This is a genomic window from Enterobacter sp. BIDMC92 (assembly GCF_001030225.1).
Lineage (GTDB): Bacteria > Pseudomonadota > Gammaproteobacteria > Enterobacterales > Enterobacteriaceae > Enterobacter > Enterobacter sichuanensis.
In genome coordinates, this window is record NZ_KQ087598.1 from 2831664 (window position 1) to 2855622 (window position 23959).

At 56.4% G+C, this 23959-nt stretch carries 23 protein-coding genes; 1 reads left to right on the top strand and 22 read right to left on the bottom strand.

Annotation, left to right across the window (positions count from 1 at the left end):
• Window positions 1-10: 10 nt before the first annotated feature.
• Genes tssG through tagH form a run of 7 tightly spaced genes read right to left on the bottom strand, consistent with a single transcriptional unit; the run spans window position 11 to window position 7866 of the window.
• Window positions 11-1054: a type VI secretion system baseplate subunit TssG gene (tssG, locus tag SP99_RS13290; RefSeq protein WP_025760031.1), complete on the bottom strand. Its 1044-nt coding sequence runs from the start codon at window positions 1052-1054 to the stop codon at window positions 11-13.
• Complete coding sequence (tssF, locus tag SP99_RS13295; protein ID WP_047958904.1) at window positions 1051-2922, bottom strand: type VI secretion system baseplate subunit TssF; 1872 nt, start codon at window positions 2920-2922, stop codon at window positions 1051-1053. The genes tssG and tssF overlap by 4 nt, the downstream gene beginning before the upstream one ends.
• Before the next feature lie 2 nt (window positions 2923-2924).
• Window positions 2925-3488, bottom strand: a complete 564-nt coding sequence (tssE, locus tag SP99_RS13300) for a type VI secretion system baseplate subunit TssE (protein WP_025760034.1) — start codon at window positions 3486-3488, stop codon at window positions 2925-2927.
• Window positions 3481-4293, bottom strand: coding sequence for a type VI secretion system accessory protein TagJ (locus SP99_RS13305; RefSeq protein WP_047958905.1), 813 nt, complete (start codon window positions 4291-4293; stop codon window positions 3481-3483). Before SP99_RS13305 ends, tssE begins: the two co-directional genes overlap by 8 nt.
• Window positions 4294-4302: 9 nt before the next feature.
• Complete coding sequence (locus SP99_RS13310; RefSeq protein ID WP_045285512.1) at window positions 4303-5295, bottom strand: hypothetical protein; 993 nt, start codon at window positions 5293-5295, stop codon at window positions 4303-4305.
• A gap of 16 nt (window positions 5296-5311) precedes the next feature.
• The gene (locus SP99_RS13315) at window positions 5312-6109 is read right to left on the bottom strand and encodes a PP2C family protein-serine/threonine phosphatase (protein WP_025760036.1); all 798 of its coding nucleotides are present in this window, start codon (window positions 6107-6109) and stop codon (window positions 5312-5314) included.
• Window positions 6106-7866 (bottom strand): type VI secretion system-associated FHA domain protein TagH, encoded by a 1761-nt coding sequence (gene tagH / locus SP99_RS13320; protein WP_047958906.1) that lies wholly within the window; start codon window positions 7864-7866, stop codon window positions 6106-6108. The genes SP99_RS13315 and tagH overlap by 4 nt, the downstream gene beginning before the upstream one ends.
• Window positions 7867-8266: 400 nt before the next feature.
• Between tagH and SP99_RS25220 the strand changes: the two genes are divergently transcribed.
• A complete protein-coding gene (locus SP99_RS25220) occupies window positions 8267-8401 on the top strand; it encodes a hypothetical protein (RefSeq protein WP_269431366.1) in 135 nt (44 codons plus the stop codon).
• A 62-nt stretch (window positions 8402-8463) separates the two neighbouring features.
• Here the strand turns inward: SP99_RS25220 and SP99_RS13325 are convergent, their stop codons facing one another.
• From SP99_RS13325 to SP99_RS13400, 15 genes are all read right to left on the bottom strand, one after another.
• Window positions 8464-8862, bottom strand: a complete 399-nt coding sequence (locus tag SP99_RS13325; RefSeq protein WP_047958907.1) for a hypothetical protein — start codon at window positions 8860-8862, stop codon at window positions 8464-8466.
• A gap of 697 nt (window positions 8863-9559) precedes the next feature.
• Window positions 9560-9913: a T6SS amidase immunity protein Tai4 family protein gene (locus SP99_RS13335; protein ID WP_047958909.1), complete on the bottom strand. Its 354-nt coding sequence runs from the start codon at window positions 9911-9913 to the stop codon at window positions 9560-9562.
• On the bottom strand, window positions 9910-10401 hold the full coding sequence (locus SP99_RS13340; RefSeq protein ID WP_045285507.1) for a type VI secretion system amidase effector protein Tae4: 492 nt from the start codon (window positions 10399-10401) through the stop codon (window positions 9910-9912). Before SP99_RS13340 ends, SP99_RS13335 begins: the two co-directional genes overlap by 4 nt.
• 58 nt (window positions 10402-10459) lie before the next feature.
• The gene (locus SP99_RS13345) at window positions 10460-10942 is read right to left on the bottom strand and encodes an Hcp family type VI secretion system effector (protein WP_008502640.1); all 483 of its coding nucleotides are present in this window, start codon (window positions 10940-10942) and stop codon (window positions 10460-10462) included.
• Window positions 10943-11122: 180 nt separating this feature from the next.
• Complete coding sequence (locus tag SP99_RS13350; protein ID WP_047959826.1) at window positions 11123-11512, bottom strand: T6SS amidase immunity protein Tai4 family protein; 390 nt, start codon at window positions 11510-11512, stop codon at window positions 11123-11125.
• Window positions 11513-11613: 101 nt separating this feature from the next.
• Window positions 11614-12045: a Rap1a/Tai family immunity protein gene (locus SP99_RS13355; RefSeq protein ID WP_047959827.1), complete on the bottom strand. Its 432-nt coding sequence runs from the start codon at window positions 12043-12045 to the stop codon at window positions 11614-11616.
• Between the two features lie 341 nt (window positions 12046-12386).
• Window positions 12387-13886 (bottom strand): type VI secretion system contractile sheath large subunit, encoded by a 1500-nt coding sequence (tssC, locus tag SP99_RS13360; RefSeq protein WP_047958910.1) that lies wholly within the window; start codon window positions 13884-13886, stop codon window positions 12387-12389.
• Window positions 13887-13889: 3 nt separating this feature from the next.
• Window positions 13890-14414 carry a type VI secretion system contractile sheath small subunit gene (gene tssB, locus SP99_RS13365; protein ID WP_008502644.1) on the bottom strand — a complete coding sequence of 175 codons (525 nt, stop codon included), beginning with the start codon at window positions 14412-14414 and terminating at the stop codon, window positions 13890-13892.
• 75 nt (window positions 14415-14489) lie between these two features.
• Window positions 14490-15506, bottom strand: coding sequence for a type VI secretion system protein TssA (gene tssA / locus SP99_RS13370; protein ID WP_047958911.1), 1017 nt, complete (start codon window positions 15504-15506; stop codon window positions 14490-14492).
• A gap of 11 nt (window positions 15507-15517) precedes the next feature.
• Window positions 15518-16234, bottom strand: coding sequence for a type VI secretion system-associated protein TagF (gene tagF / locus SP99_RS13375; RefSeq protein ID WP_047958912.1), 717 nt, complete (start codon window positions 16232-16234; stop codon window positions 15518-15520).
• A gap of 16 nt (window positions 16235-16250) precedes the next feature.
• Window positions 16251-19871, bottom strand: coding sequence for a type VI secretion system membrane subunit TssM (gene tssM, locus SP99_RS13380; protein WP_047958913.1), 3621 nt, complete (start codon window positions 19869-19871; stop codon window positions 16251-16253).
• Window positions 19872-19873: 2 nt separating this feature from the next.
• On the bottom strand, window positions 19874-21112 hold the full coding sequence (locus SP99_RS13385) for a DotU family type VI secretion system protein (RefSeq protein ID WP_025756849.1): 1239 nt from the start codon (window positions 21110-21112) through the stop codon (window positions 19874-19876).
• Between the two features lie 17 nt (window positions 21113-21129).
• Complete coding sequence (gene tssK / locus SP99_RS13390; protein ID WP_047958914.1) at window positions 21130-22473, bottom strand: type VI secretion system baseplate subunit TssK; 1344 nt, start codon at window positions 22471-22473, stop codon at window positions 21130-21132.
• A 28-nt stretch (window positions 22474-22501) separates the two neighbouring features.
• A complete protein-coding gene (gene tssJ / locus SP99_RS13395; protein WP_047958915.1) occupies window positions 22502-23005 on the bottom strand; it encodes a type VI secretion system lipoprotein TssJ in 504 nt (167 codons plus the stop codon).
• A 21-nt stretch (window positions 23006-23026) separates the two neighbouring features.
• Window positions 23027-23521, bottom strand: coding sequence for a hypothetical protein (locus SP99_RS13400; RefSeq protein ID WP_025756852.1), 495 nt, complete (start codon window positions 23519-23521; stop codon window positions 23027-23029).
• Window positions 23522-23959 lie beyond the last annotated feature (438 nt).

Consider the following 23959-nt stretch of genomic DNA (forward strand, 5'->3'; position numbering starts at 1 on the left):
TACGGAAGGATTACCGCTCTGCGCGATACACCAGATCGCCACGCGGGACAGGCTGAGGTTGATGACCCAGCCAGGTGTTATAGCCTAATCGCCCGGTACCGCCGAGCGAGGTGCCCTGCACCGCGTCTTCGCGCAGGATCACCCGTGTTTCCCATTCAAATTCCACCCCGGCATACTGGCGCACCCAGTCGCGCAGTTCGGTGACCCAGGCTTCGCCCGGCAGGAAGCGGTTGTACTCCTCCGCGCTCAGCGGGCCAATCTCGATGCGAAACTTATGCTGCACGTCGCGTACCGCAATGCCCAGAAAAGCGGATTCCCCCAGGCGCGGCATGCGCCGACCGGCTCCCAGCTGCGCCTGCTCGCGCGCGGAGAGCGGCATCCACTGCGGGACGTTGCTCACCAGTTTGACCGGTGCCTTAAAGTAATGACGCAGGATCTTTTCCAGCCCCTCCGGATCCCGCCCGTGACGGGTCAGGTGCCCGGCGTGGGTAAAGCGGGCATGCGCGCTGAGGCTGCCTTTGTTCATCTGACCCGGCTGTCCCATCCCAATCAGCGACGCCAGATACCTCTCAAAGCGCCTGTTGTCGGCGCGATCAAGGGAGACGGCGGGCTGTGCATCCGCCCAGGCGCGATAAAACAGCAGCGTCAGGCGATGATGGAACAGATCGGCAAAGGCACTCAGGCTGCTGTCCTGATGATGATGAATACGCTCGCGGGCGTACTCCGTCATGTGGACCGGCAGCGGGCCGTTCGGGCCAAACAGGCCGAAGCTGAGGATAGACACCTCATGCAGCCCGCTCCCTTCGCGCTGACGCACCTGCGCCACCGTGGAAGGCGCAAAGCTCATCGACGGCTGCTGGCCGATGCGTAATGGCTCAAATTTCGGCAGCGGCGCGCGCCCCAGCGGATAGCGCTCGCCGCCCTGGGCATCAATACGTCTTAACAACTGGAACAGATCGTAGCGCCACGGCGTTTCGCGAACGCCGCGCCAGAAACTGTCCGGCAGCGGCGTGAGGCGGTGTACGCGCAGCGGTGCGGCAGCAACGTCACTCATAGCAGCGCCCTTTTACCCATCCGCGGTGCCCAGTAGCCGATCTCGCCGCGCTGCTGGCTCTTGAGGGTAAATTCCGTGAAGCTGTTAATGGACACCAGCCGGGCAAAGAGACGCTCCAGCACGCTGCCGAAAAGCCAGGGGCTGGCACCGGAGAACGCCCGCTCATCTACCGTCAGGGTAATGCCAATCCCGCGGGCGAAAACGACCGGGCCAGGCTCCGGTACGCGGCGGTGAACCGGCTCCAGCACGCAGTGTCGAACCCCTTCCACCTGACGCGCAACTGGCGTCTCAGCCAGGTTGGCATACAGCCCTAACAGCTGACGCAGCGCGGCTGCGCCGTCTTCGTTATCGCTGTCCATCAGGCTGAGGTAGTTCATCTGCAGCTGGCTGATGAGGCGCCAGGTGCTGAACCCTTCAGCCAGCGCCGGACGCGGCGGCGTCGGGCCTTTACGCAGGGTCAGGGATTTCACCGGCATGGAGTCAGCCATAATGAACTGCCCGAGCTCCTGCTGCAGCATCAGCGGCAGGTCACGGCTGGTGCAGAGCACCTCGGCAGAGATGTAGCGCAGGTTCTCCTGCCACGGCGCGTGCTGTTCATCCACCAGCGACACAAACACCTCAGAACCGATATAGCCGGTACGGGTGCCGTAACGCAGGGCATGTTCAGAGAGCACGCGCTGTTCCCGGCGCAGTGAAAAATAGGCTCCGTAGTTGCCCGCGTCCCCGCTCCAGGTGCTCCAGAAAGGACGAAACGTCTGGTCGTCGCGCTGCCCGTCGGCGCTGCCGTAGATTTTATTCACCGCGTAAATTTCATAGTCCAGCGGGCGAATGTTATCGACCACCAGATGATATTCATGCTGGCCTTCATTCAGCTTCTGCCGGGCCGCGACCTTCGGGAACAGGTTGATCACCGGCGTGCAGTGCAGGGTTAGATGGCTGGTGTCGACCACGCGCTCCAGCTGTTCATCCGACTTATCCAGCAGAATGAAGATATCGAACGCTTTTTCGCTGTCACAACGCTGCACAAGCGAGTTCAGTCCGCTGAGGCTGATAAAGCGGAAACGGGCCGGGAAGGCGAAATACTCCTGCAGCAGACGGTAACCGTCAAAGTTGCGCAGATCGTCCGGGAGCAGCGCCTGATCCGGCTCAAAGCCCTCCTGGCGCAGCGCATCCGACGGGAGCAGTTGCCGCTGCGGATGCGGGCTGACCGTCTGGCAGACGATCCCGGCATGATGCTCCATCACCAGCTCCAGCAGCTTCAGCGCTTCAATGTCCGGGCCGCTGAGAAAAAGCTCCAGCCGGTCGAAATCCAGGTGCCCAAGGTTTTGCGGGCCGTCGCAGGCAATACGGATGCGTAACGCGCTGTTGATACCGCGCTGGCTCAGACCCAGCTGCGCCAGCGGCAGATCCGCCGGCACGCCGCCCAGCTCAACCTTGTCGATTTTCAACGGCAGCAGATTGACCTCGTGCGCCGTGGTGTAGCTGCAGGTCACGCCGGTTTTCTTCAGCGCCAGGCTGTCCATCATGGTGCCGCGCGGCACAATGAAGCCGTTGCTCAGATCGCCACGGCTGCTGTCAGGTTCAATTTGTGCAATCGCTATCGAGGGGGTCGGCGCAAGGTAGTTCGGCGCAATCATCTCCAGCAGACGCTGGGAGAAACGCGGAAACTCCGCATCCATTTTCATCTGCACGCGGGAGGTCAGAAACGCGAACCCTTCCATCAGGCGTTCAGTATACGGATCCGCCACTTCGATGCCGCGCATGCCCAGCCTTCCGGCGACTTTCGGGTAGCGTTCGGCAAACTCGGCCCCCATTTCGCGCAGGTAAGCCAGCTCACGGTTGTAATAGTCGAGCAGTTTACTTTCCATGATTACCCCGCATCTTTCAGTTCAAAGTGGCCGTTTTCCAGATCGACATCGGTGCGAAACAGGAACTCCAGCGGGTACGGCACACACCACAAACGCCCTTTTATCTCGATGGAGAGCACGTTGTGCAGATCCAGCGAGGAGGTATCCGACACGCAGCGGACCTGCAGCCCCTGCGGCAAAATACGCGGTTCAAAATTGATGATGGCCTCGGTGAGTTTGCGCTGAATGTCATGCCATTCGATATCCGACATGCGCTTCCCGGCCAGCGGTGCAACGCCGAAGTTCACCACCGAGCGGCTCACGTGCGGCAAGGCGCTCAAATCGCCGGAGGCGTCATGGTTGATGGTGTTAAACAGCCACTGCAGATCCCGCAACACGTTGCGACGCAGCGCGGCGTGGGTAATCAGGTTGCTGTTAGCCGGCTCGCGTTTTTTCTCCGGGTCGTTATCGGTGAGACGATCGAGCAGCGAGGGCTGCATTTTGTCGCGCGCCCCCACCTTCTCCTGCTTGCTGCGGGCTTGCCAGCCGCTGCGCAGCAGATCGCCTTCGCCAGCGGGATTACTCATCGGCTCCATCCGTTGCAAACGTCACGAGGCTTAACGACAGCAGCGGGCTTTCGCTTTGCTCGCTCAGCCAGGCCTTCTGCCCCATTCCTTCGTACAGGGTGCCGTCATCGTCGAGCGGGCGCCAGTCGGTGGTGCGCCCCAGCTTGACCGCATCGGAGGCATCGGCCGCAAACGGATAGCGCGCCGGGATCTGACACACCTGTTCCGTACCGTCGGTCAAACGCACCAGCGCATGACGCCAGACCAGGTCAGTTACGCTGGCCGGCGCCTGGAAACGGATCTCCGCGATAGCGTTAAACGGCAGCCAGAAATAGCGGCCGTTCACCAGGGTTTCGCAGACGGGGCCCAGACGGGCATCACCGTCCATCAGCCATTCGAACGCCTGCGTCTCTTCGTTTTCGAAGGTCAACTGACCGGCGTTCGCCTGTGCCTGTTCAAGGGCTTCCAGACGCAGCGCGTGGGCGCGTTCGTCGCTTTCGTTAAGCGCTGCGGCAAGCGTCGCGAGCCACGGCCACTGGGTTTCAGGCATGGCAGGACGCAGCGCACCCGCCATCACCTGCGCGCGCTGCAGTTCGCCCTGAATGGCCTGCTCCAGCAGCGTGACGGTGGGCTTCGCCTGAGGCTTCAGCGCCAGCCAGCTCTTCAGCTGGGTCAGGGCCCGTGACCAGTTGCCGCTGAGGGTTAAAAACTGCACGAACGCGGCGCGGAGATCGGCGTCTGCCGGACGGGCTTTGATTTCGGCCTCCAGACGCGCCAGCGCCTCGTTGAGCGACTCACCCGCCAGGTGTTGATAGAGCGTATTCATAGCCATTCCTTAATTCGCCGCGCGCCATGCGCCAACTGCCGGATCCCGCAGCTGAGGACGCAGGGTGTCAATCAGCACAATATTCAGCGGGGTGCCGGGCGCAACCCAGGCGCTCCACGTTTTTTTCACCGCGGCGATACGCGCCTGCAGTTTTGCATCGTCGCTGGCGACTTCGCGCGAAATTTCTACCGCCACCGTGCCGTTGCTCTTCCAGCTGTTCAGGGCGTCATCGTAAGGCAGGATCATCCAGCTCTGGTCGCTGTCAGACGTGCTGAAGACCATGCGCTCTTTGTTGACGGAGGTGATCAGGGCGTTTTCCGGGTCGGCGTTTTGGTTCAACCCGGTCACCGGGAAGCCGTGAATGTAGGTCACGGCCATCTCTTTCTGCCCGCCGTTGCGGGACTGGGAGATAACAGTGTGTCCGCTCAGCCAGCTGCCGTTACCGCAGCGGGTGGTCTCAGAATCCGGAATGAAGAGCGCCGGTGCGGATGCACCACCTTCCCAGAAGGTGCGCAGATGGCAGCCGTCCTGTAGGGTAAACTCCTGCCACGGCGTGCGGTCGGCGGGCGCAGTCTGGGTAGCCACATTCTGGTCTGGCGGGAGTAATGCGCCGCTGGCAGCGGTTTCGGTCGCGGCAGTCGCAGCCTGCGCCTGTTTCACCACCAGCGCCCAATCCTGCGCTTTGCCTGCCGTGCCCTGTGCCAGCGTCGTGCCCGCCGGATCGTTGAGCGTCCAGCTGAGTTTATTGAGTTTGCTGCACTGGTGCTCCAGCAGCGAGCCAAGACGCGGGACAAAGTTTTCCAGCACAGAGACGTCTTTCTTGCCGTTCGCCACGATACGCAACGCCACCTCTGGCTTACACCAGCTTTGCGGGGTGTTGTCTTTGATGTTGTCGATCCAGATATCCAGCTTCTGCGCAGGAGACTGCACGATGCGGAAATTCTCAGCCTGAGCGGTGGAGGTCACCACCAGAAGTGCCAAACCCGATAGCCAAAGTTTCATAGCGTTCCTTGTGTGTCTAATCAGTTCCGCAGGGAAGAAATTGTGCTGCATCAGAGAGGGTGTGCAGCAATGTTGTATCCTGAGGGTTGCCCATCCATACCGCCAGGGCGGTATAGTTATCCTGAGCATTCCCCTCCTGTTCGCCATTCTTTTGAATGATTTGGTTCATTAAGGTCAGCCACTCCTGCGGCGTATTGACCATATGCAGCGACTGCTTCATTTGCTCTTCGCTGACGCCGTGCCAGAAGCCGTCGGTGCACAGTAAAAACGCATCGCCGTCTTCAACCTGCACTACGTCGCTATAGCTCGCTTCTGGCCCACCGTTTTCAATCCCCAGCGCCAGATACAGCAGGTTGCTGTTCAGGTTATCGGTCTGGTGCCCGGCATCTTTCATCTGCTGCACCAGGCTGTGGTCGGTGGTGACGTGCCACAGCCAGCCGCGACGAAACAGGTACAGGCGGCTGTCCCCGGCGTGCGCCCAGTAGGCCAGCCCATAATCCCGGTCAATGAACAGGCTGACCAGCGTCGTGCCCATCCGGCGGTAGTCCTGCACGGCCTGCTGTTCGCTGAGAATGGTGCGATTCGCGGTCTGCACGTAGTCGCGGATATGCTGCGCATTAAGGTGTTTGTTGCCATCGAAGCGGGAGATTATGCTGTTGCGGGCCAGTTCAGCGGCCACCTCCCCGCCCGGCAGGCCAGCGATGCCGTCGCAGACGACAAAGCAGGCTGAGCGTTCCCCAATGGTTTCTCCCGTCTGATCCTGGTTACTGGCGCGCGTCCCCTGGCGGGAGAGAGAAGCCGTTGCGATATTCATTTGTCTTCCGATCCGCTCTGTGAGTCTTTGTACTGATTCACCTCCATGTCATAGGCATGAAGGAAAGCTTCGCCAAACAGGGTGTGGAAGTCATCCTCGATCTCACCTGCCGTCTCGCCGTAGCTGCGAACAAAATAGTCCCACAGGGCGGCTTTGCGGCTTCCCGGCAGCGCCAGGCGAGAGGTCATGCCGTTCTGTTTCGCCTGCTCTTCCAGCTGTTCCGGGTTAAAGGACTGGAGCATCGCGGCAATAATGGCGCGAATACCGGAGATCATCCCCAGCTGGTGCGCCTGCAGATCGATCAGCGCGTCGCGCACGGATTTCGTCGGCGGCATAAAGCCCGGCATGGGGGTACCGAACATCTGGATGAGGACGGTTTTCCCGGTCGGCAACAGCTTGAACGGGTTGTTAGCGTCGTCCAGCACCATGGTCATGTCGGCTTTGACGCCACGCTTGAGGATAGAGCGCGAGGAGAGCAGCGCCACGGTTCCCTGGGAGAACATACCGAGGATCTGCCCCAGCTGACGCATGTTTTCCCGGTCAAACTGCGGCACCGGCTGCATTTCGCTCAGGCCCATACCTTCCAGCAGCGCCTCCAGCAGCTCGCCCTGCAGCACTTCGCCCTTCTCACCGTTGTTCGCCGTGGCGCCGGGTGAGGCGGCGTTATTGACCGGATCGATACGCAGCCGTCCCTTGGGCGCCTGACTGCTACTGCGCGCAACGGCCTGCGGTGTAGGCATAGTGAAGCCTGCGTAATCCTGTCGCGGGGGGGCTTCTTCAGCTCGCGGGGCTTCCTGCGGTTCAGGGGCGAACAGCGGGGACCCGGCCAGCACGTCCTCCTCCGGCTCAGGTTCCGGCTTTGGCTCCGGCTGCTGGTCGGCAATCTCGTCCGGATGAGTTAACGGCGCCCCGCCCATCAGCCCGAGCGGGTCATCATTGCGTGCGGCTGGCGCGCTGGCCGCCCCCCCAAACAGGGCCAGCGGGTCGAGTTCATCCGTCGCCTCTTCTGCTGGCGCGGGTTTGCTCTCTACCGGTGGCACCAGGGTTGAAGGGGTGACGTCATCAAAGATGCTCTCTTTTTTGAACAACGCTTCATCGCTGAACAAGGTATCTGGATCGACGTTCTTACGCTCAAGCTTCGGATCGCTGTCATTGAACATCGCCAGCGGATCTTCGGCGTTACGCTCCGGTGCGGCGGGCTGGGAGAAGGGATCGTGAGACGCCGCAGGCTGCGGTTTCGTCCGGTTGCGGGAGATGCTGTCGGAGATGGAAAACTCCTGCATCAGGCTGTCCCAGATTTCCGACGGCACGGCAGTTGGCTCAGCCTTACCGCGCGGTGCGGCGCTTGCCGGTTTCGGCTGCGCAACCGGTGCTGGCGCAACGGTCGGACGAGCCTGCTGCTGCATGCTGGCGGCCATGCGGCTCACCGGCTGGGTGTCGTGGATAAGCTCGGTCACTTCGATGCGGTAGTCATCAATGCCGAGAATGTCGCCATCCTGCAGCTCAACCTGACGGCCCCGCTCCAGCGGAATGTCATTTAATACCACGCGGGTGACGCTGCCACGGTTGGTGACGCGGCATTCGCCCTGGGCGTCAACGTGAACAATGGCCTGCAGACGCGAGATGGTGCGGTCATTGTCCGGCAAGACCAGATTGTTATCCGTACCGCGCCCAATGGTGCCGCCCGGGGCGTAAAAATCACAGCTGCTCTGCGGCGGCTGATGACCGGGTTTCGTAGAAATAATCGTGAATCGCATGGCGTATTCCTGCTGGTATGATTAGCGCTCAAACGCTGCCGCTCTCGGGGGTGAGAACGGCGGCGTTTGGGGGTTAAGGCAAAGGACAGTTTAAATATCGGGCATCATTTGAAACGGTTCTTTTATCGCCCGGTAGCAACTAGCACAATTAACAATAACATTAAAAACACGACAAAAACCGTTAATTTATGGAACGTTGTAATCCAGGGAAAACGGTATATTGAAAGTATAAATCTTCCTGCTTCAGGAGAGATTTGCCTTCTGCTACCTGAGTTTATCGGCTTGCACGCCATTATTTTTCTCATTAAGAATACGCGATGCGCAAACCCAGGTAATCCAAGCTGCTCATAGAAAAGATAATCATTTATATCTAAGTATTGTTTACTATTCAGAAGATGAAATGCTTTTGAAAGTTCCTGAGAGTGTTTCCGATAAAAATAAACGTATAAAACCAAAGAAACAAACAAACTTAAAAATACAAAAGAAAGCAGTATCAGGCGCATTGATTCGTACACCTACCCCGAAAAAAAAATAAATTACATGACTTAATTGCGCCGGCATGATTAACACAAAAAAAATTCACATAGCAATAAACGTTTATACACTACCAACACTTGCCATGACTAAAAGCAGTATAAAAACAGCAGCCGTAAATTTTATTTTCTTGTCATATGAATAAACCCAGGAGAGTTCAAAGCCGGACAAAACACCATGACATGCATGAGATTGAAGTTTTCGAGAGTCGGTTAGCTTAACGCTTTTTCCCCGTAATAACCTTGATAAAATTGTGATACGGAAACCGAAACCCCAGAACCCCAAGCCTTCCCAAACTTGATAATCTTCCTTCCTTAATAATCTGGCTTGCGTTAATGCATTATATACTGCCGAAACTTCACCCGAGTGCTTTCGATAATCAATATAAAAAGTAACCATCAGGATTAAGAACAGAGCAAAAAGAGACATCACAAAAATGGAGAAAATATCATTAGCAATCATCTCTTTCTCCACTGAATATTAAGATACCGATCTTCTCGCCAACAAACCCATCTACTTTCGTACCTCCAGCAGCGCCAGCAGCACCTATGATTAATCCGTAAACAAGCGCTCCAGCCCCGGCAGTCGGGACACCTAATGATTGTTATCCGTTGAGAAAGTGAATACAAAAACTATTTAATGAAGGTTATAAAATATAATCCAACAATCAGCCACAGAGTGAATATTAACGCCTGTATTTTATAACGACGATGTAACTTTAGCATCCAGTCAATTCTTTCGTCCGGTAACGACTGTACGTATTTATAAGCTTCTTCCTGCACAAACCTTTCATGGGTAAACTTCATTCTGACGCCTTTATAAAGGCGTACAAACCAGATTATTTTTTGGTAATTAGCCAGTGAACCAAAAAATGAAGCGTAGTTTGTCACAAGATCCAGATCATATCCTTTGCGCCGGTAGTCAGAAAGTAGCTGATTATAATCATTCTCGTGCTTTTTAAAAAAACGAGAGCTGAATAGGTCCATGATTACAACAATCAGAAACAAGTCCACAATAAGAAACAATAGTAAACAGTCCATATACACCATAATTTACTACCGAGGCTGACGAATCTGCACTCGTCTTGAGCATCATTACGAGTGGTGACTTGAAGACGCGAGATGGTGCAGTCAAATATCCTGGTAATATCGGTGAAACGCTATTTTTGGACATTGAGCAGACGAATCGCGTCGCTTTTGGCGATTAAGCTACATTTCAATACCTGATAATGACCCGGTGCAGTACCGCCTACTTTCTCTTTCAGCAAAGAAATAATCATCTTGTCAGCTTTTTCAAAATTCTCAGCAGGCAGATCGCTTGCTTCGAGCCATGCAGCGGCACTGGCCTCTGCATCATCCTTCAGGCTTTTACTCTCTGCAATCTTGCCGATGCATCGATTTTGCACCCAGTTTTCAAAAATTTGTTGCTGAGAAAAAACACTCACATCAGGAAGTGTTTGAGCATAAACAGCAGAAGTATTTAAGGCCAATACAATCAGCAATAAACGTTTCATTTCAGGCTCCAGAATGTTGCGTTGGTCGGAATAAATGAACCATTGCCAGGAGAGCCAAGAAAATGACAATCATCAGAGCAAATATTTCCATTCCAGAGTGTTACATGTCCGGTTGCATCATACCAGCCATGTCCGGTAAAGATGATAATGCCCTGCTTGCCTGCAAATTGTGCAGGAGTTGGTGAAGAGACTGACATATCTGCACTGCCCAGTACTGTGGGTAGAAATGCAATCATATCTTTGACACGGAACATATATCGCTTTTTGTCGTTCCCGGTCACTGTTGCATATTTACTATTAGATGGAATCGGAATACCACAATAATTTAAAACGTAGCTCATACGAATGGGGCAGGCATTTTTAAAAATACCGGCATCAATATTATGCTGAACTTTCCCACCCAATAACTTGCCAACCTGTACTACGTTTACGTTCACTTCTCTGAATCGGTTCCAGGCGGCACCAAAAGCAGGACGCATGTGAGACATCTTGTTTCTCCTTGATAAGAAGCTTAGGGTAAAGTGAGCCCTTTCGGGCCCACTACTATTACGCTTCTTTGTTCTCTTTGATGTTCCAGCCAGCGCTGCTTTCAGCACCTTTACCACCAGACGTGGTCTGCTCCCAGTACTGCTGTTTCACTTTCGCAGCCTGGAATGCATAGGTCACACCAACGGTATCGCCGTTGTCTGCACCGGTGTACTGAACAGACGTGACCAGCACATCTTCCAGGGTGATGCGGGAGTATTCCACCTGCTGGCCACCGGCTTTACAGACGGACAGCTCAACTTTGGTCAGGTGTTTACCGCTGGCGCAGTGTTTCAGGATTGCTGTGGTGGATTTGTCGATCAGGGCGTTAACGTGCAAATCGTTAAAGTTAACTTTACCGGCACCGCCGCCACCGCCAACGCTCATATTACCGGGCTGGGAAGCGCCCCAGGAGAAGGAGGTAATATCAGTCCAGCCGGTGTGGTTAGAATCTTTCGATTCGCCAGTAACACCCTCGACCTTCAGAAACATATCAATAGCCATAATATCTACTCTTCGTGGATGAACAATATTGCTTTCGAAAAAGCACTTATATGGCAAACAGGAAAGCATGGGGCTGAATAAAACCGTCCATATTTTACCTCTGCCTCATATCAAATGACCCGTGTCATTTGACAGTCTTACATTCCCCCTGAATGAACGGAAAGAATGTGAAGTCTTTTACTACTGCGGGTTATCCTGAATCCAGGTACGTTCAGGATCGCCAATGATGACTTGCGGAACCAGTTTGTTCAGTTCGTCGCTATGATAAAGACGTAAACAGTTTAAGGTTACGCCTTTGACATCGGGTTTTCGCTCTGAATGAAAACCATTAATTTGATTTTTATATTTCCCAATAAGTGCGTTCACTTTATCAGTACCATTTTCGGCATCAAAAGGTATCCACTCAATGAATGCGCTCGCACTTCGGGCCGCATCAACAGAAAACTGGCTGCCTTTATCTGCCACCTGCGCAAGACAGCGCGCCAGAACTAAATCTTTTAAAACCTGCCGGTATGTTTGCTTCTGATAAAAATCAGGATGGTTATTTCCGGCACACACATAAAAAGTCATAAACGCGAGGAAAAAACAGAAATGTTTCACCTTATATCCTTTGCCATAGGTTCCACAGCGCATCAGCCATCCAATTCCAGCCGGTTCAACAATGGATCGTTCTATAAACCAGTCCGATGCTGACAGGGGCTTAATTCTCCCATTCCATCAGTAATGATTTCAGAAGCCCGCCGTTTGCCCTCCTGCTCAGATAAATGAGCAAAGCGAGAATAAAGAAACTCATAAATCGTATTGGGCAAAATGGGATGACCTTTACACCATGCCTTCCCCTCTGATGCATCCACCACGCCTAACATATACATATCCGCTTTAATGCGCTCGCGTTCATTCGTTTTTGAAAGCCAGGCCCTGGCGAAGCGCGCGGCACTGAGATTCAAATCGTACCCCGTTAATAAGCCCGGATCGCGAAGCAAATTTGACGTATCATCCTGCGGTAATGCTGTTGCGTCAGGATAAGAATAATTTTCCGTTTGTGCCTCAGCCAGAGGGGCGATGAACAGCATCGCGATAGTCAACAGGGTTATTTTATTCATAGTAAGATCGCGTAGTGGACTATCTATATAAAATATAAGCCAGCGTGAATTTCTAACGTTTCTCTTTCCATTTCTCTGCGACAACGTATATTCCTGTCGCTAATGCATTAAGTCCAACACATAAAAATCCATGCATTGCGATTCGCGGGACATCTTCCGGCCAGTCAAAGATAAACAGATAGTAGCCGGATACCGTCACAAACAGCATGAACGAAATTATTAGCAATATATAAACGGTTAAATAGCTGATGGATTTTCGTATTAACGCTTTCACAGTCAAATTCATTAGCTATCTCGTATTCACCGAAATGTTGCCGGCCCTCCAGGGCCGGCACTCATTATCACGCGTCTTTCGTCTTCAGCGACGGCAGTTTTGACACCAGACGCAGGGACACAGTCAGCCCCTCCAGCTGGTAGTGTGGACGCAGGAAGAACTTCGCGGCGTAGTAGCCCGGGTTGTCTTCAATTTCCTGCACCTGCACTTCCGCAGCCGCCAGCGGTTTGCGGGACTTGGTCTCCTGGGAGGAGTTCGCCGGGTCGCCGTCCACGTAGTTCATTACCCAGTCGTTCAGCCAGCGTTCCATCTCCTCGCGCTCGCGGAAGGAGCCGATTTTGTCACGCACGATGCACTTCAGGTAGTGAGCAAAACGGCAGCAGGCGAACAGGTACGGCAGACGAGACGCCAGGCGCGCGTTAGCGGTCGCATCCGGGTCATGGTACTCCGCCGGTTTTTGCAGAGACTGTGCGCCGATGAAGGCAGCGAAGTCAGAGTTTTTGCGGTGAACCAGCGGCATAAAGCCGTTTTTCGCCAGCTCGGCTTCACGACGGTCGCTGATGGCGATCTCGGTTGGACATTTCATGTCCACGCCGCCGTCATCGCTCGGGAAGGTGTGGCACGGCAGGTTTTCCACCGCCCCGCCGGACTCCACGCCGCGAATCGAGGTGCACCAGCCGTACTCTTTGAAGGAGCGGTTGATGTTGGCTGCCATCGCATACGCGGCGTTCGCCCACGCGTAGCTGTTGTGGTTCGCGCCGTCGGTCTGCTCTTCAAAGTCAAAGCTGTCGACCGGGTTAGTGCGAATCCCGTACGGCAGGCGCGACAGGAAGCGCGGCATCACCAGGCCCAGATAGCGGGCATCTTCAGATTCACGCAGTGAACGCCAGGCGGCGTACTCGGTGTTCTGGAAGATTTTGGTCAGGTCGCGCGGGTTGGCCAGCTCCTGCCAGGACTCCATCTGCATCACGCCCGGTGCGGTACCGGTGATGAACGGACAGTGGGCCGCCGAACCGATGCGCGCCATTTCACCCAGCAGCTCAACGTCCTGCGGGCTGTGGTCGAAGTAGTAGTCGCCGACGATGCAGCCAAACGGCTCACCACCAAACTGACCGTACTCCTGCTCGTAGATTTTCTTGAAGATTGGGCTCTGGTCCCAGCCTACGCCTTTGTAGCGTTTCAGGGTACGGCCCAGCTCCTGCTTGGAGATGCTCATAAAGCGGATCTTCAGCATCTCGTCGGTTTCAGTGTTGTTCACCAGGTAGCTCAGACCGCGCCAGGCGCTCTCCAGCTTCTGAAACTCTTCGTGGTGAATAATCTGGTTTACCTGCTGTGACAGCTGCTCATCGATACCCGCAATCAGGTTCTGAATGGTGCGGTAAGTATCGTTTGAGAAGGTGACGGTATTTTCCAGCGCCTGTTGCGCCAGGGTTTTCACCGCGCTTTCTACGGCGGAACGCGCCTGGTCGGTTTTCGGGCGGAACTCTTTGTTCAGCAGCGCGCTGAATTCATCCTGGCTGAACGCCTGACCCGTCTGCTGCTCATGTTGTTGAGTCTGGTTGCTCATCGATTATTCCTCGCTACCTTTCGCGCTTTCGTCATTTTTCGGCAACTGGCTCAGGGATTTGAGCAGTGTCGGATCCTGCAGAATTTTAGCGATCAGCTCTTCCGCACCGTTTTTGCCGTCCATATAGGTCAGCAGGTTGGAGAGCTGAGTACGCGCTTCCAGCAGCTTGTTCAGCGGCTCGACCTTGCGGGCCACCGCATCCGGCAGGAAGTCGTCCATGCTGTCGAAGGTCAGATCGACGTTGAGCTTACCTTCGCCGGTCAGGGTGTTGTCCACCTGGAACGCCACGCGCGGCTTCAGCGCCTTCATGCGTTCGTCAAAGTTATCGATGTCAATTTCGAGGAATTTGCGCTCATCCACGGCCGGCAGGTTTTCCACCGGTTTGCCGACCAGATCGGCCATAACGCCCATCACGAACGGCAGCTGAATTTTACGTTCTGCACCGTAGATCTCTACGTCGTACTCGATCTGCACGCGGGGGGCACGGTTACGTGCGATGAATTTCTGCCCACTGTTACTCATTGCCATGATGTTCTCCATCAAAGATGCGCGGTGAAGGTGAAACGGCAGGCTCCATGCCTGTCGTCATAATGCCTGGACGCGTTATTCGCGGCGTCCAAAGATGTTTTCCAGTTGGTTAACGCCGTCTGGCGCCAGGTCGCGAATAATGTCCATAAAGTTAAGTTCTGACAGCCGCTGCACCCGTTCAATCATCAGCGGTGCGGGGTGGCTCGGTTCGTACTGTGCAAAATACTGCTTCGCTTTTTCCAGCATCAGCTGGGCATCGGCGCGGCTGGTGACCTGCACGCTGCGCCAGTCGGTGACCTGCTGGACAGGCTGCGCGGCCATCGGCTGCGAGGCGGCGGGCTGTTCAGCCTGCGCCTCACGGTTTGGCAGCAGCTTGCTGATATCGGTCACCTGACAGGCGCTGGCCACCAGCCCCACGGTTTTCAGCAACTGCTCCATCTCCGGCACTCCGCTCTCGCCGAGATAGCCGGTGAGCAGCTCGCGGATCGCCAGCAGCCGTTCGTTAATGACGATAACCGCTGCGGTTCCTGGCTGGTCGCCGCGGGAGAGCTCGTCAATCAGCCTTGGACGGCCACCGGGATAGTCCGGACACTCCGTCTTACTGCCGTCCAGCAGCGCCTGGGCATCACGCAGCGAAATTTCATCGCCGTTTGAACGCAGCAGCAAGGCGTTGCGCACCGCGACGGTGAGCTCAGACTTGTCGCTCAGCCCCGCCAGGGCGTTAATGCGGTAAAACGGATCGGTTTCGCCATACTCTTCCAGCAGCGGATAGAGCGGCTCCCAGTAACGGGTGATCGCCTCCTGCACCAGCAGTAATCCGTCAGCGTAACCGGCCAGCCCGCGACGGCGTGTCCAGGCATGGGTTAACGCCAGCAGCACGCGAAGATCTTTGGTGCGGGTCAGCAGGCTGGTGGCGAATTTTTCCACCGTGTTCCAGTCCGCTGGCTCTGCCGGGATAATGGTGTCGCCAAACTGTTGTTCCGCTTTCCCGAGGCTTGCCTGGTTCATGCTCTGAAAATCAGCGTCGTACTCCAGGTTTTCGCCGCAGGGCTTGTCGGGGCTTATTGGCGCGAGAAATTCTTCGATATTCATAAGATCCCTGCTTATTCAAACATGGGCGGATAGAGACCGTGACGGCCCGGGCGGGCCCCCCCTGCCGGATCGAACAGCAGGGTGAAAAGCTGCCCGGTAAAGTTACCGCTGTGAACGTGGGTGTACAGCGGGTAACCGTCGCAGCGGTTGGTCCACCAGTAGCTGGTCTGCCGAAGGGGATCAAAACATTCTGCCGCCTGTGGCCAGCCCAGGGTGTTCTGACCGTCCTCGTCATAACCGATCACGTCAAGGATGTCGGAACGCTTTTGCGGCTCGACGGGCTGCGGCGCCGGAATGGTCATCAGCATTTCATCCAGCTGCGAGGCGGAAAAACTGTTGCGCACCGCGTGCAGACCCAGGCGCCCAATCTGCTGGTACCAGCTCTCAGCCTGGCTGAGCAGGCTGGTCGACCATTCAGACGGGGCGAAGCTCAGCTGCAGGCACACCGGGTACTGGCGGCCAACGCTGTCGCGGCCGGGCAGCAGACAGCCCATCTGGATCATCTGGCTGCCCAGCATCGGCGGTACAACAAAATTCCAGACCGGGGCTTTGTGAAACTGGCGCTCGCCGCTGCGCTGCTCTTCCTGTTGCCAGGCCAGCAGACCGACCTGAAACCAGTGCGACCACTGGCGCTGTAAGGTGTCAGGAAAGCGGCGCTGCAAAAAATCTCCGGCGCTGGGTAATTTGCCATACCAGCTGTAGCGGTTCATCACAGGGGTATTCGTCATACGGCTGTCCTTGCGGTTATGGGCATGAGAAACGAGGAAGCTGGAACGGGTTGCGAATGCTGTTTGGCGCAAACTCCAGCGTAACCTGATGTCCGTCAACGTTGAAGGTGGCCTGACGGCTCAGGCTCCCCGCCCCCGGGCTGGTGCTCGCTTTATCGAAGAAGCGGTTCAGTGCCCAGGCGCCGTTGGTCACCAGCGTTGCCGTGCTGCCGTTCGCCAGGCCCAGCTGCATACGCACCTGGTTGGTACCGCCCGGCCCCGGCCAGTTCATGATCTGCACGGCCTGCGGGCCATGGCTGTAGCGCAGCAGCTGGCCGTCAACGTCCAGGGTCAGGTTCAGAATGGTGTTATCCATTCGCACGGTGCGTACCGTCACCTTGAAGGACGGCGTGGTTGCCCCGTTAGCAAAGAAGGCATCGCGAATAGACTGGGCCTGCTGGAACGGTCTCAGCAGCCCTTCGCTGCCCGGCAGCGTTTTACCGTCGATGCCCGGCATAAAGCGCCAGTTCGCCTGGGTGGTGTCTACCTTGTTGGTCAGGTTGTCGCGGAAGAAGGCGTCCATCAGTCCGGTGCCCGGCGCAAACATGCGCGCCAGATCGTCAGGGGTCACCTCGGTGCTGGCGCTGCGCACCAGCGGGTAGCGACCAGCAATGGCCTGACGGCAGAAACCACCCACCTCTACGCTGATTCGCTTACGCACGTTTTCCAGGTCACGGCGCTGGGTGTCGCTGCTGGCGCCTACCGCCATATTGCTGAACATGGTTTGCAGCCCGCCCGGCAGACGACCGGCGCTGGCCTGCAGGCGGCTGATCGCCTCGCCGCCCGGGGCCGGCATGCCGCTGTTGGCGGCGTCCTGTACGGCGGTCAGGTAACGATACAGCTCATCCACCTGCTTGAGAAAATCATCAAAGACGATGGTTTTCCCGCCCTTCTCCAGCGGCTGGGCCAGCTCAATCATCGGCGCATAGTGGTCGGTCACCAGCTGCTCCGGCGCCTGGGTAACCACCGCAGCCTGCGTCGGGGCATTGTCATTATTGCTGAACAGCGCTTCCAGGGTGCGGGTCGCCCGGTTGCTCTGCTCCTGTGCTTTACCCGCCTCTTCTGGCGCCGGTGCATTACGCGACAGCGTCAGTACCTGGCTCAGGTTCTGCACCAGACGGCGCAGCGGCGAGTTTGCACCCGAGAGCAGGCGCGCGGTGTTGATGCGCTGGGAAAGATCGGCGCTGTTATTCAGCTGAATGTCGGCAAGAAAGCTATCCCAGTTAGCGATAAAGTCGCGCATGTAGAGCTGGCGCACGGCGTTATCGATCTGCTGTTTATCCTCCTGCGCGGTGCTGGCCCCCAGCACCCAGGCGTCGTCCTCGTGCAGTGCCGTAGTGACGCTGTCAATCTGGCTGTTAAAGCTTTTCCAGTAGCCGTCCGGCGTATAGAGGCCCGGCACACCTTCACTCACCGGCTTACCGCTTTTGCGGGAAAAGACCAGCTCGCTCTGCGGTCCGCCCAGGTCGGAAAGGGAGACCGGCTTGAGGTTTTCATCATGCTCCAGCAGGCGCTTGAGACGACCGTACACGCGCGTGGAGAGCGGCTGCTGGTTGATCATCGCTCTTTCGCGCGCCACCAGGGACTCGTCCTGCGCGTACGGGGAGGCCTGAATTTTTGGCTCCAGCAGCTGCGTCAGGTGCCATTCAAGCTGCTGCAGCTGCGCCTTCGTCACGTTCTGCGGCAGGTTACGCTGCAGGTTGAGCATCACCCAAGAGTGCAGGAATTTACCGTCATAGTGCTTCGGCTGGTAGAGCATCTGGTAAGCCTTCAGCGCTTCATAGCTGTATTCCACATCGCTGCCGTTGTCGTTACGAAGCCAGGTGGTGATGTGCATGGCGACGGCAGGCAGCAGCATCTGATCCAGCGCTTTCTGGTACAGCGACTGGGCGGCGTCGCTGACGTCATCCCCACGGTAGAGCCCCATACGGCGGGAGACAGGTGGGTCGTTGACGTCAAAAGCGTCGCTTTTCGGCAGGTCAACCAGCCCGTTCAGCAGCGGCAGCAAATCGAACAGATCGCGCTGAGGCTGGTTCTGCAACGCTTTGCTCTGCTGGTCCAGCAGGGGCACCTTCGCATCCACCTCGTCCAGATAAGCCTTGTTTTTGGCATAGCTGGTCAGCCACAGGCCACCCAGGATCACCAGCAGGGCCAGCAGCGCCGCGTAGCCAGACCAGATCACCGCCCGGTTGCGCAGTTCCCACCAGCGGTTTTCACCGGCGATGCCGGCTTCCTGGAAAATGACGTTTTGCAGCAGGTTTTTAATGAAGAAACTCTGGCCTTTTGCGCCCGGAATAGGCGCTTCTTTGCTGACCGAATCCCAGTGTGCTGACTCATCCCCTTCCGGCAGCGACAGCGCACGGTTCAGTTCGCCCATCACCCGGTCGAACGGCATCCCTTCCTGAGTACCGCTGGCGAAGTAAATCCCGCGTGGGGAGAACTCGGTTTCAAAGTTGGAGCGGGCGAAGACCGTGCTCAGGTAATCCGCCAGCAGCGGACGCAGGGCAGCGAACTCCTGTGGGAAGAGGTACGCTTCGGCACGGGTTTTCGCGTCATGCTCTTTGAGCATGGTTTCCGGCAGCCCGGCATCCAGGCGTTGCTGTAAAAGCGAAAACTCCTGGTGGAAGTTGCCCATCAGGTCGAAATCGGCGTGCTTGGTCTGCTCCCATGGCAGGGTAAAGCCCCAGATCTGGTCGCGCTGCGCTTTGTCGTAGTCGGCAAACCAGGCGCGGAAGCCTTTAAGCAGGTCGGCCTTGGTTACCATCACGTAGACCGGGAAGCGAATACCCAGCTGTTCATGCAGTTCAGACAGACGCTGACGCAGGTTCACCGCCTGCTGGCGGGACGCCTCGGCAGACTGGGTAAGCAGGTCAGAAATGCTGATGGTAATGATGACGCCGTTGATCGGCTGGCGGCGGCGATACTTGCGCAGTAGCCCCATGAACTGCAGCCATTCGCCGGCGTCCTGCACCTGCTCACTCTCCTGCGTGGTGTAGCGACCCGCCGTGTCCAGCAGCACCGCCTCGTTGGTGAACCACCAGTCGCAGTTACGCGTACCGCCAATGCCCCGCAGCGCGGTCTTACCGAACCGGTCGGCCAGCGGGAACTGCAGGCCGGAATTCACCAGCGCCGTGGTTTTCCCCGAACCTGGCGCGCCAATAATGACGTACCACGGCAGCTGATAGAGATATTGCGTGCTAAAACGCTGCGTCCATTGGGCACCTTGTCCCGCTTTGCTGAAGTGCGCTTTTTTCAGCATCTGCGCGGCTTCATCAAAGCGGCTGGCGAGGATCTGCTCCTCGTTGTTCAGCCGTTTCTGCGGATCCGCCGCTTCCGGGCTGGTGGTGTTCTCATTGAGCTTGTCCATCAGCTTGCGGTTCAGCCAGGCATTGTACAGCCGCGGCAGAATGTGGCCCTGCGCCCAGAGCAGATAGACCACGGCGATGCTGATAATACGGTTCTGCTCAGATTCGAGCGGTCGGGTGTCCACGATGGACAACAGGGGACCAATCATCCAGATCACCGCCGCAAGCGCCGTTACGCCGAGGAAGCTCCACAGAATGCGATTGGTCAAAATGGAAAGAAGTGTAGTCAGCATCCTTAGTTTCCTTGCGGCAATCCGTTCAGCTCAGCCTGCGTATTTTCAGGCGACACCAGCAGAGTAATTTCCACACGGCGGTTACGGGCGCGGTTTTCTGGCGTCGTGTTCGGCGCTACCGGGTTAATCTCGCCCCGCCCTTCCGCTTTCACGCGGCCAGGCTGAGAGAGGCTTCCCTGCAGCATTTTCTGTACCGAGCGGGCACGTTCCAGAGAGAGTTCATAGTTAGAGGCAAAGCGCGCGCTGCGAATCGGCACGTTGTCGCTGTAGCCCACCACCAGAATTTTGCCGCTGACGTTATTCATCGCCTGTGCAATGCGGTTGATGACCGGTTCATAGCGGTCGCGCACGACGGTCGAGGCGGAGGCAAACAGACCATCCCCCTTCAGGATAACGACGCTGCGGTCCGCTTCGTCCTTCACCGCCACCAGACCCGCCTCGATTTCCGGCTTCAGGAAGCCACGCAGATTGAGCACCGCGGGCATCTGGCGTGCCGGTTGCTGGATGGTGGTTTCCGGCAGCTGGGACTGGTAAATCTTCGCCAGCACCGGGTTGGTGTTGTCGCCAAGACGCCAGTTGAGAATGATGTAGAACAGGCAGGCGATAAACCCGGCCAGCGCCACGCAGGCCCACAGGGGCACCATCGGCCGCCACAGTTTACGCAGCACCGGGCGATCTTCCGGATGGGGCGAGAGCGGCGGCGGGTAACTGCCGCGCACGCCTCGGATCATCTGCCACAGACGCTGCTTGATGGTGTCAAGCTGGGTGCGGCCGTTATCCAGCACCCGGTAGCGTCCTTCGAAGCCAAGCAGCAGACAGTAGTTGATCATCTCCAGCAGCAGGATATGCTCGCGCGGGTTTTGCGACAGGCGCGCCAGCAGCTGGAAGAACTTCTCGCCGCCCCACGTTTCGTTATGGAACGTCACCAGCAGCCCATTGCTTGACCAGACGCCGCTGCTGCCCCAGGGGGTGAGCGCGGCGGCCTCATCGAGCGCTGTGCACAGGCAGTAACGCGCCCCGACGATCACTTCGTAGGGCAGCCCCGCCTGCTGGCAGCGGACTTCGAAACGGCGAATCTCATCGATCAGACGCTGGCGCAACGCCACCTGATCGTCATGCGACACCGAATGACGGATCTGCGGGATCGCATTAAGCAGCGGGTTGGCGGCCGCCACCAGCTGATTGTTGCTACTGGCTCCGGTAAACGCGGCATCACTGCCGGTGTCCTGTCGTTCCTGCATATTAAGCGCTCGCTTTATTATTCTGTCGGGCTACGGATGGCCCAAAACTCCATATCCAGCCCGGGGAACTCCCCTGCAAGATGCAGGGCGAATGCGCCGGACTTATCCATCTCGTGCCACAGCTCGCTGCCCTTCTCGAGCTCGAAGTAGCTGTAGCCGGCATGCCACGGGATCTGCGGCGGCGCGACCGGCATGGCGCGCAGCATTATGCCCGGCAGCTGCAGCTGGACCAGATCGCGGATTTTTGAGACCGGTGCGATCTTCATCTGGGCCGGGAAATGGGTTTGCAGGTGTTCGCCTGGCACGTTGGCTTTTACCGCCAGCACGAAGCCAAACTCACGCACCATGCTGGTTTCAGGCACCGTGGCGATGTTCAGGCCATGAGAGCGCTCGTTAAGCGGCAGCTGGATCGCGTGGTCTTCCATCACCAGCGACAGGCCCTGACGCAGCATCAGCATCAGCTTGCTGAAGCAGTTTGCCAGATCGTCATGATCGTAAATCGGCAGCACGCTTTCGGCGGTACGTTGCGACGTCCAGGTGGTGAGCTCGGTGGCAAACGGCAGCCAACTGCGCCACAGCGTTTCCGGGTGCACCAGCGGGAGGGTTTTTAAATGAGACACCTCACCCAGATGACGGTTAACAAGCGACAGCAGCGTAAACTCGATCATTTCAGAGGTGTTGAAGCGGCCGGGCTGGCGCAGACGACCGCCAATCTGCTGGCTGCGCTGCACCAGCAAGCCGTGCAGATCGTTAATCATGCTGTAGATCTGCGGGCTGTTGTTGGCGTTCAGCATCGGCGGGATGTAGCTGTTATCGAGCCGCACGTGGTTGTCGTTACGTTTCTCAGCCACAAACGCCACGCCGATGGCGGTCCATTCGGCGGTGAGATCTTTTTCCAGCATCAGGGTCAGACGCAGACGGCCAAACTGGACGGTGGCATCTCCCACCGACATGGCGTTATCGTCTTCCACCTCTTGCTCGAACGCGATAAAGCGCGCCAGTGAGGCTGGCTCTTCGCTAAAAATCACCTCTTCTTTCTCGCCACGACGAACCGGCAGCGCGAGCACCACCTTTTCATTGGTGAGGTTGTCAGGAATTTTCAGCGGTACAGGACCGTTGCGCCCGTTACGGACCTGGAAAAAGGTGCCGTCCGGCAGCAACCCGCTGCAGTAGCTCAGGGCAATGCATCCCTGGCGAAGCATCGCTTCATCCAGTTCAACGTCGAGAAAGCCCCACAGATAAGAACGCTGCAGCGCACCCCATTCACGAACATGGTTGAGCAGATAACTTTCAGTCCGCTGAAAATGGTGTGGACGCAGGAACATGCCTTCGGTCCAGACGACCTTTTCTGCTTTGGTCATGATGATGTGTTTCCTGTTATGAAGCGCGTTACTGGCTGATGACCCGAATGCCGTTCACGTCGAGAAAGACGTTGGCCTGAAGCTCATCTGCGGACCATTTCCAGAACTGGTAGATATGATTTTCGCCAGGCACAGGCAGAGGGAGTGAAACGCGCCATTTTTTGCCATCCAGCATCTGATATTCCGCCATCACACCGATGTAGCGGGCCTCCGGAGAGCTTTGCCCGCTGAGGGTTTTAGACAGTTGTCCCGGCATCAGGAAGAAAACATCGCTGTTCAGCAAATTCGCGCCAAGCGTGGCTGACGCGTTGTTTTGCAGGGAGTAGAAGTCGCTGGACATAAAATCCGCATCGGATTTCAGCAACAACACCCGAACCTTAAGCGGCGCAGATTCATTGATTTGTGGATGGGCCTGAAACTGCAGATTGTAGCGGGAAGGGTCGCTGTGTGAAGACGACGTACAACCACTGACAAGGGCGAAAACCACCGCGTAAAAGAGTAACCACAGCGTATGAAAATTTTTATTATTCATAAAAATGCGCTCATGACGCCGTTAGTTCAGGATCCAGGTACCGTTAGCGCTGTCTTTGCAGGCTTTGCTGTTACCATCGACATCAACACAGGTCGCTTTTTTACGCACCTTAGGACGAATGGCCTGTTTACGCACGGCAGCTTCATACTGATCGGCTTTAATCACGGCACGCATCGGGACGTAACCAATCAGCTGATCGTTACCTTCATCGGCAAGCGCCATCCAGTAGTGTTCAACCTGCCCCAGCACCACGTACGTTTTTCCGGTATCGAGCGTGCGGATAACCTTGCCGCCAAAGTCAGGACGGCTCATCAGGGAGGCCGGATACATGGCACGATACGGTGCGTTGACCGGCGTGAACTCCGTCGGCGGCGTCACCGCATGACGGTGGGTTAAGGTCACGCCGTTGACCTGGCTGGTCTCGATCGTATCGTCATTGATCACAGGTTTCTGCGGCGCTTTACAGCCCGCCACCGCCATTACAAACAGAAGTGAAAACAGTACGCGCATTTTCATATGCTTTTCCGTAGCGATATTTCGATGATGGAGAAAAGGGGATGGAGTTTGACTTAAGTGCTATTGTTAAAATAGCCAGGATAATTTCGGGGCGTTACTGGTTTACGGGCATAGCTACCGCACGAGCCCTTCAGAATAAGGCCCTGTGTCTTCCTGACATATTTTGACAAACGGTAAACAAGTTTACATGAGCTTCGCATCAATTCAATATTTACCGCCACGGAAGTGGTGGTTAATGAAGCAGTCGGAAAATTATAGGATTAATCTGATCAAATGGCGTGAAATGTCTTACATGCGCTTATTTCCCCACCAACGCTCATTCTAATACACTGTTTTAAAAAGGAAAAACACCAAAAGAGAACCAGTTTCATTAACCCAATACGGCTATTATCGCCACTACCATAATTAGTAGAATTCCCGTATTCGTGATGTCAGAAA

Bases quoted from the DNA above. Each gene is read 5' to 3' on its own strand.
- tssC (WP_047958910.1), bottom strand. From the start codon at position 13,886: ATGAGCAACCAGACTCAACAACATGAGCAGCAGACGGGTCAGGCGTTC.
- tssK (WP_047958914.1), bottom strand. From the start codon at position 22,473: ATGACCAAAGCAGAAAAGGTCGTCTGGACCGAAGGCATGTTCCTGCGT.
- SP99_RS13315 (WP_025760036.1), bottom strand. From the start codon at position 6,109: ATGAATATCGCAACGGCTTCTCTCTCCCGCCAGGGGACGCGCGCCAGT.
- tssE (WP_025760034.1), bottom strand. From the start codon at position 3,488: ATGAGTAATCCCGCTGGCGAAGGCGATCTGCTGCGCAGCGGCTGGCAA.
- SP99_RS13305 (WP_047958905.1), bottom strand. From the start codon at position 4,293: ATGAATACGCTCTATCAACACCTGGCGGGTGAGTCGCTCAACGAGGCG.
- SP99_RS13345 (WP_008502640.1), bottom strand. From the start codon at position 10,942: ATGGCTATTGATATGTTTCTGAAGGTCGAGGGTGTTACTGGCGAATCG.
- SP99_RS25220 (WP_269431366.1), top strand. From the start codon at position 8,267: ATGCTTTTGAAAGTTCCTGAGAGTGTTTCCGATAAAAATAAACGTATA.
- SP99_RS13400 (WP_025756852.1), bottom strand. From the start codon at position 23,521: ATGAAAATGCGCGTACTGTTTTCACTTCTGTTTGTAATGGCGGTGGCG.
- SP99_RS13340 (WP_045285507.1), bottom strand. From the start codon at position 10,401: ATGTCTCACATGCGTCCTGCTTTTGGTGCCGCCTGGAACCGATTCAGA.
- SP99_RS13385 (WP_025756849.1), bottom strand. From the start codon at position 21,112: ATGCAGGAACGACAGGACACCGGCAGTGATGCCGCGTTTACCGGAGCC.
- tssG (WP_025760031.1), bottom strand. From the start codon at position 1,054: ATGAGTGACGTTGCTGCCGCACCGCTGCGCGTACACCGCCTCACGCCG.
- tssM (WP_047958913.1), bottom strand. From the start codon at position 19,871: ATGCTGACTACACTTCTTTCCATTTTGACCAATCGCATTCTGTGGAGC.
- SP99_RS13310 (WP_045285512.1), bottom strand. From the start codon at position 5,295: ATGAAACTTTGGCTATCGGGTTTGGCACTTCTGGTGGTGACCTCCACC.
- tssF (WP_047958904.1), bottom strand. From the start codon at position 2,922: ATGGAAAGTAAACTGCTCGACTATTACAACCGTGAGCTGGCTTACCTG.
- SP99_RS13350 (WP_047959826.1), bottom strand. From the start codon at position 11,512: ATGACTTTTTATGTGTGTGCCGGAAATAACCATCCTGATTTTTATCAG.
- SP99_RS13335 (WP_047958909.1), bottom strand. From the start codon at position 9,913: ATGAAACGTTTATTGCTGATTGTATTGGCCTTAAATACTTCTGCTGTT.
- tagH (WP_047958906.1), bottom strand. From the start codon at position 7,866: ATGCGATTCACGATTATTTCTACGAAACCCGGTCATCAGCCGCCGCAG.
- tssJ (WP_047958915.1), bottom strand. From the start codon at position 23,005: ATGAATAATAAAAATTTTCATACGCTGTGGTTACTCTTTTACGCGGTG.
- tagF (WP_047958912.1), bottom strand. From the start codon at position 16,234: ATGACGAATACCCCTGTGATGAACCGCTACAGCTGGTATGGCAAATTA.
- tssB (WP_008502644.1), bottom strand. From the start codon at position 14,414: ATGGCAATGAGTAACAGTGGGCAGAAATTCATCGCACGTAACCGTGCC.
- tssA (WP_047958911.1), bottom strand. From the start codon at position 15,506: ATGAATATCGAAGAATTTCTCGCGCCAATAAGCCCCGACAAGCCCTGC.
- SP99_RS13325 (WP_047958907.1), bottom strand. From the start codon at position 8,862: ATGATTGCTAATGATATTTTCTCCATTTTTGTGATGTCTCTTTTTGCT.
- SP99_RS13355 (WP_047959827.1), bottom strand. From the start codon at position 12,045: ATGAATAAAATAACCCTGTTGACTATCGCGATGCTGTTCATCGCCCCT.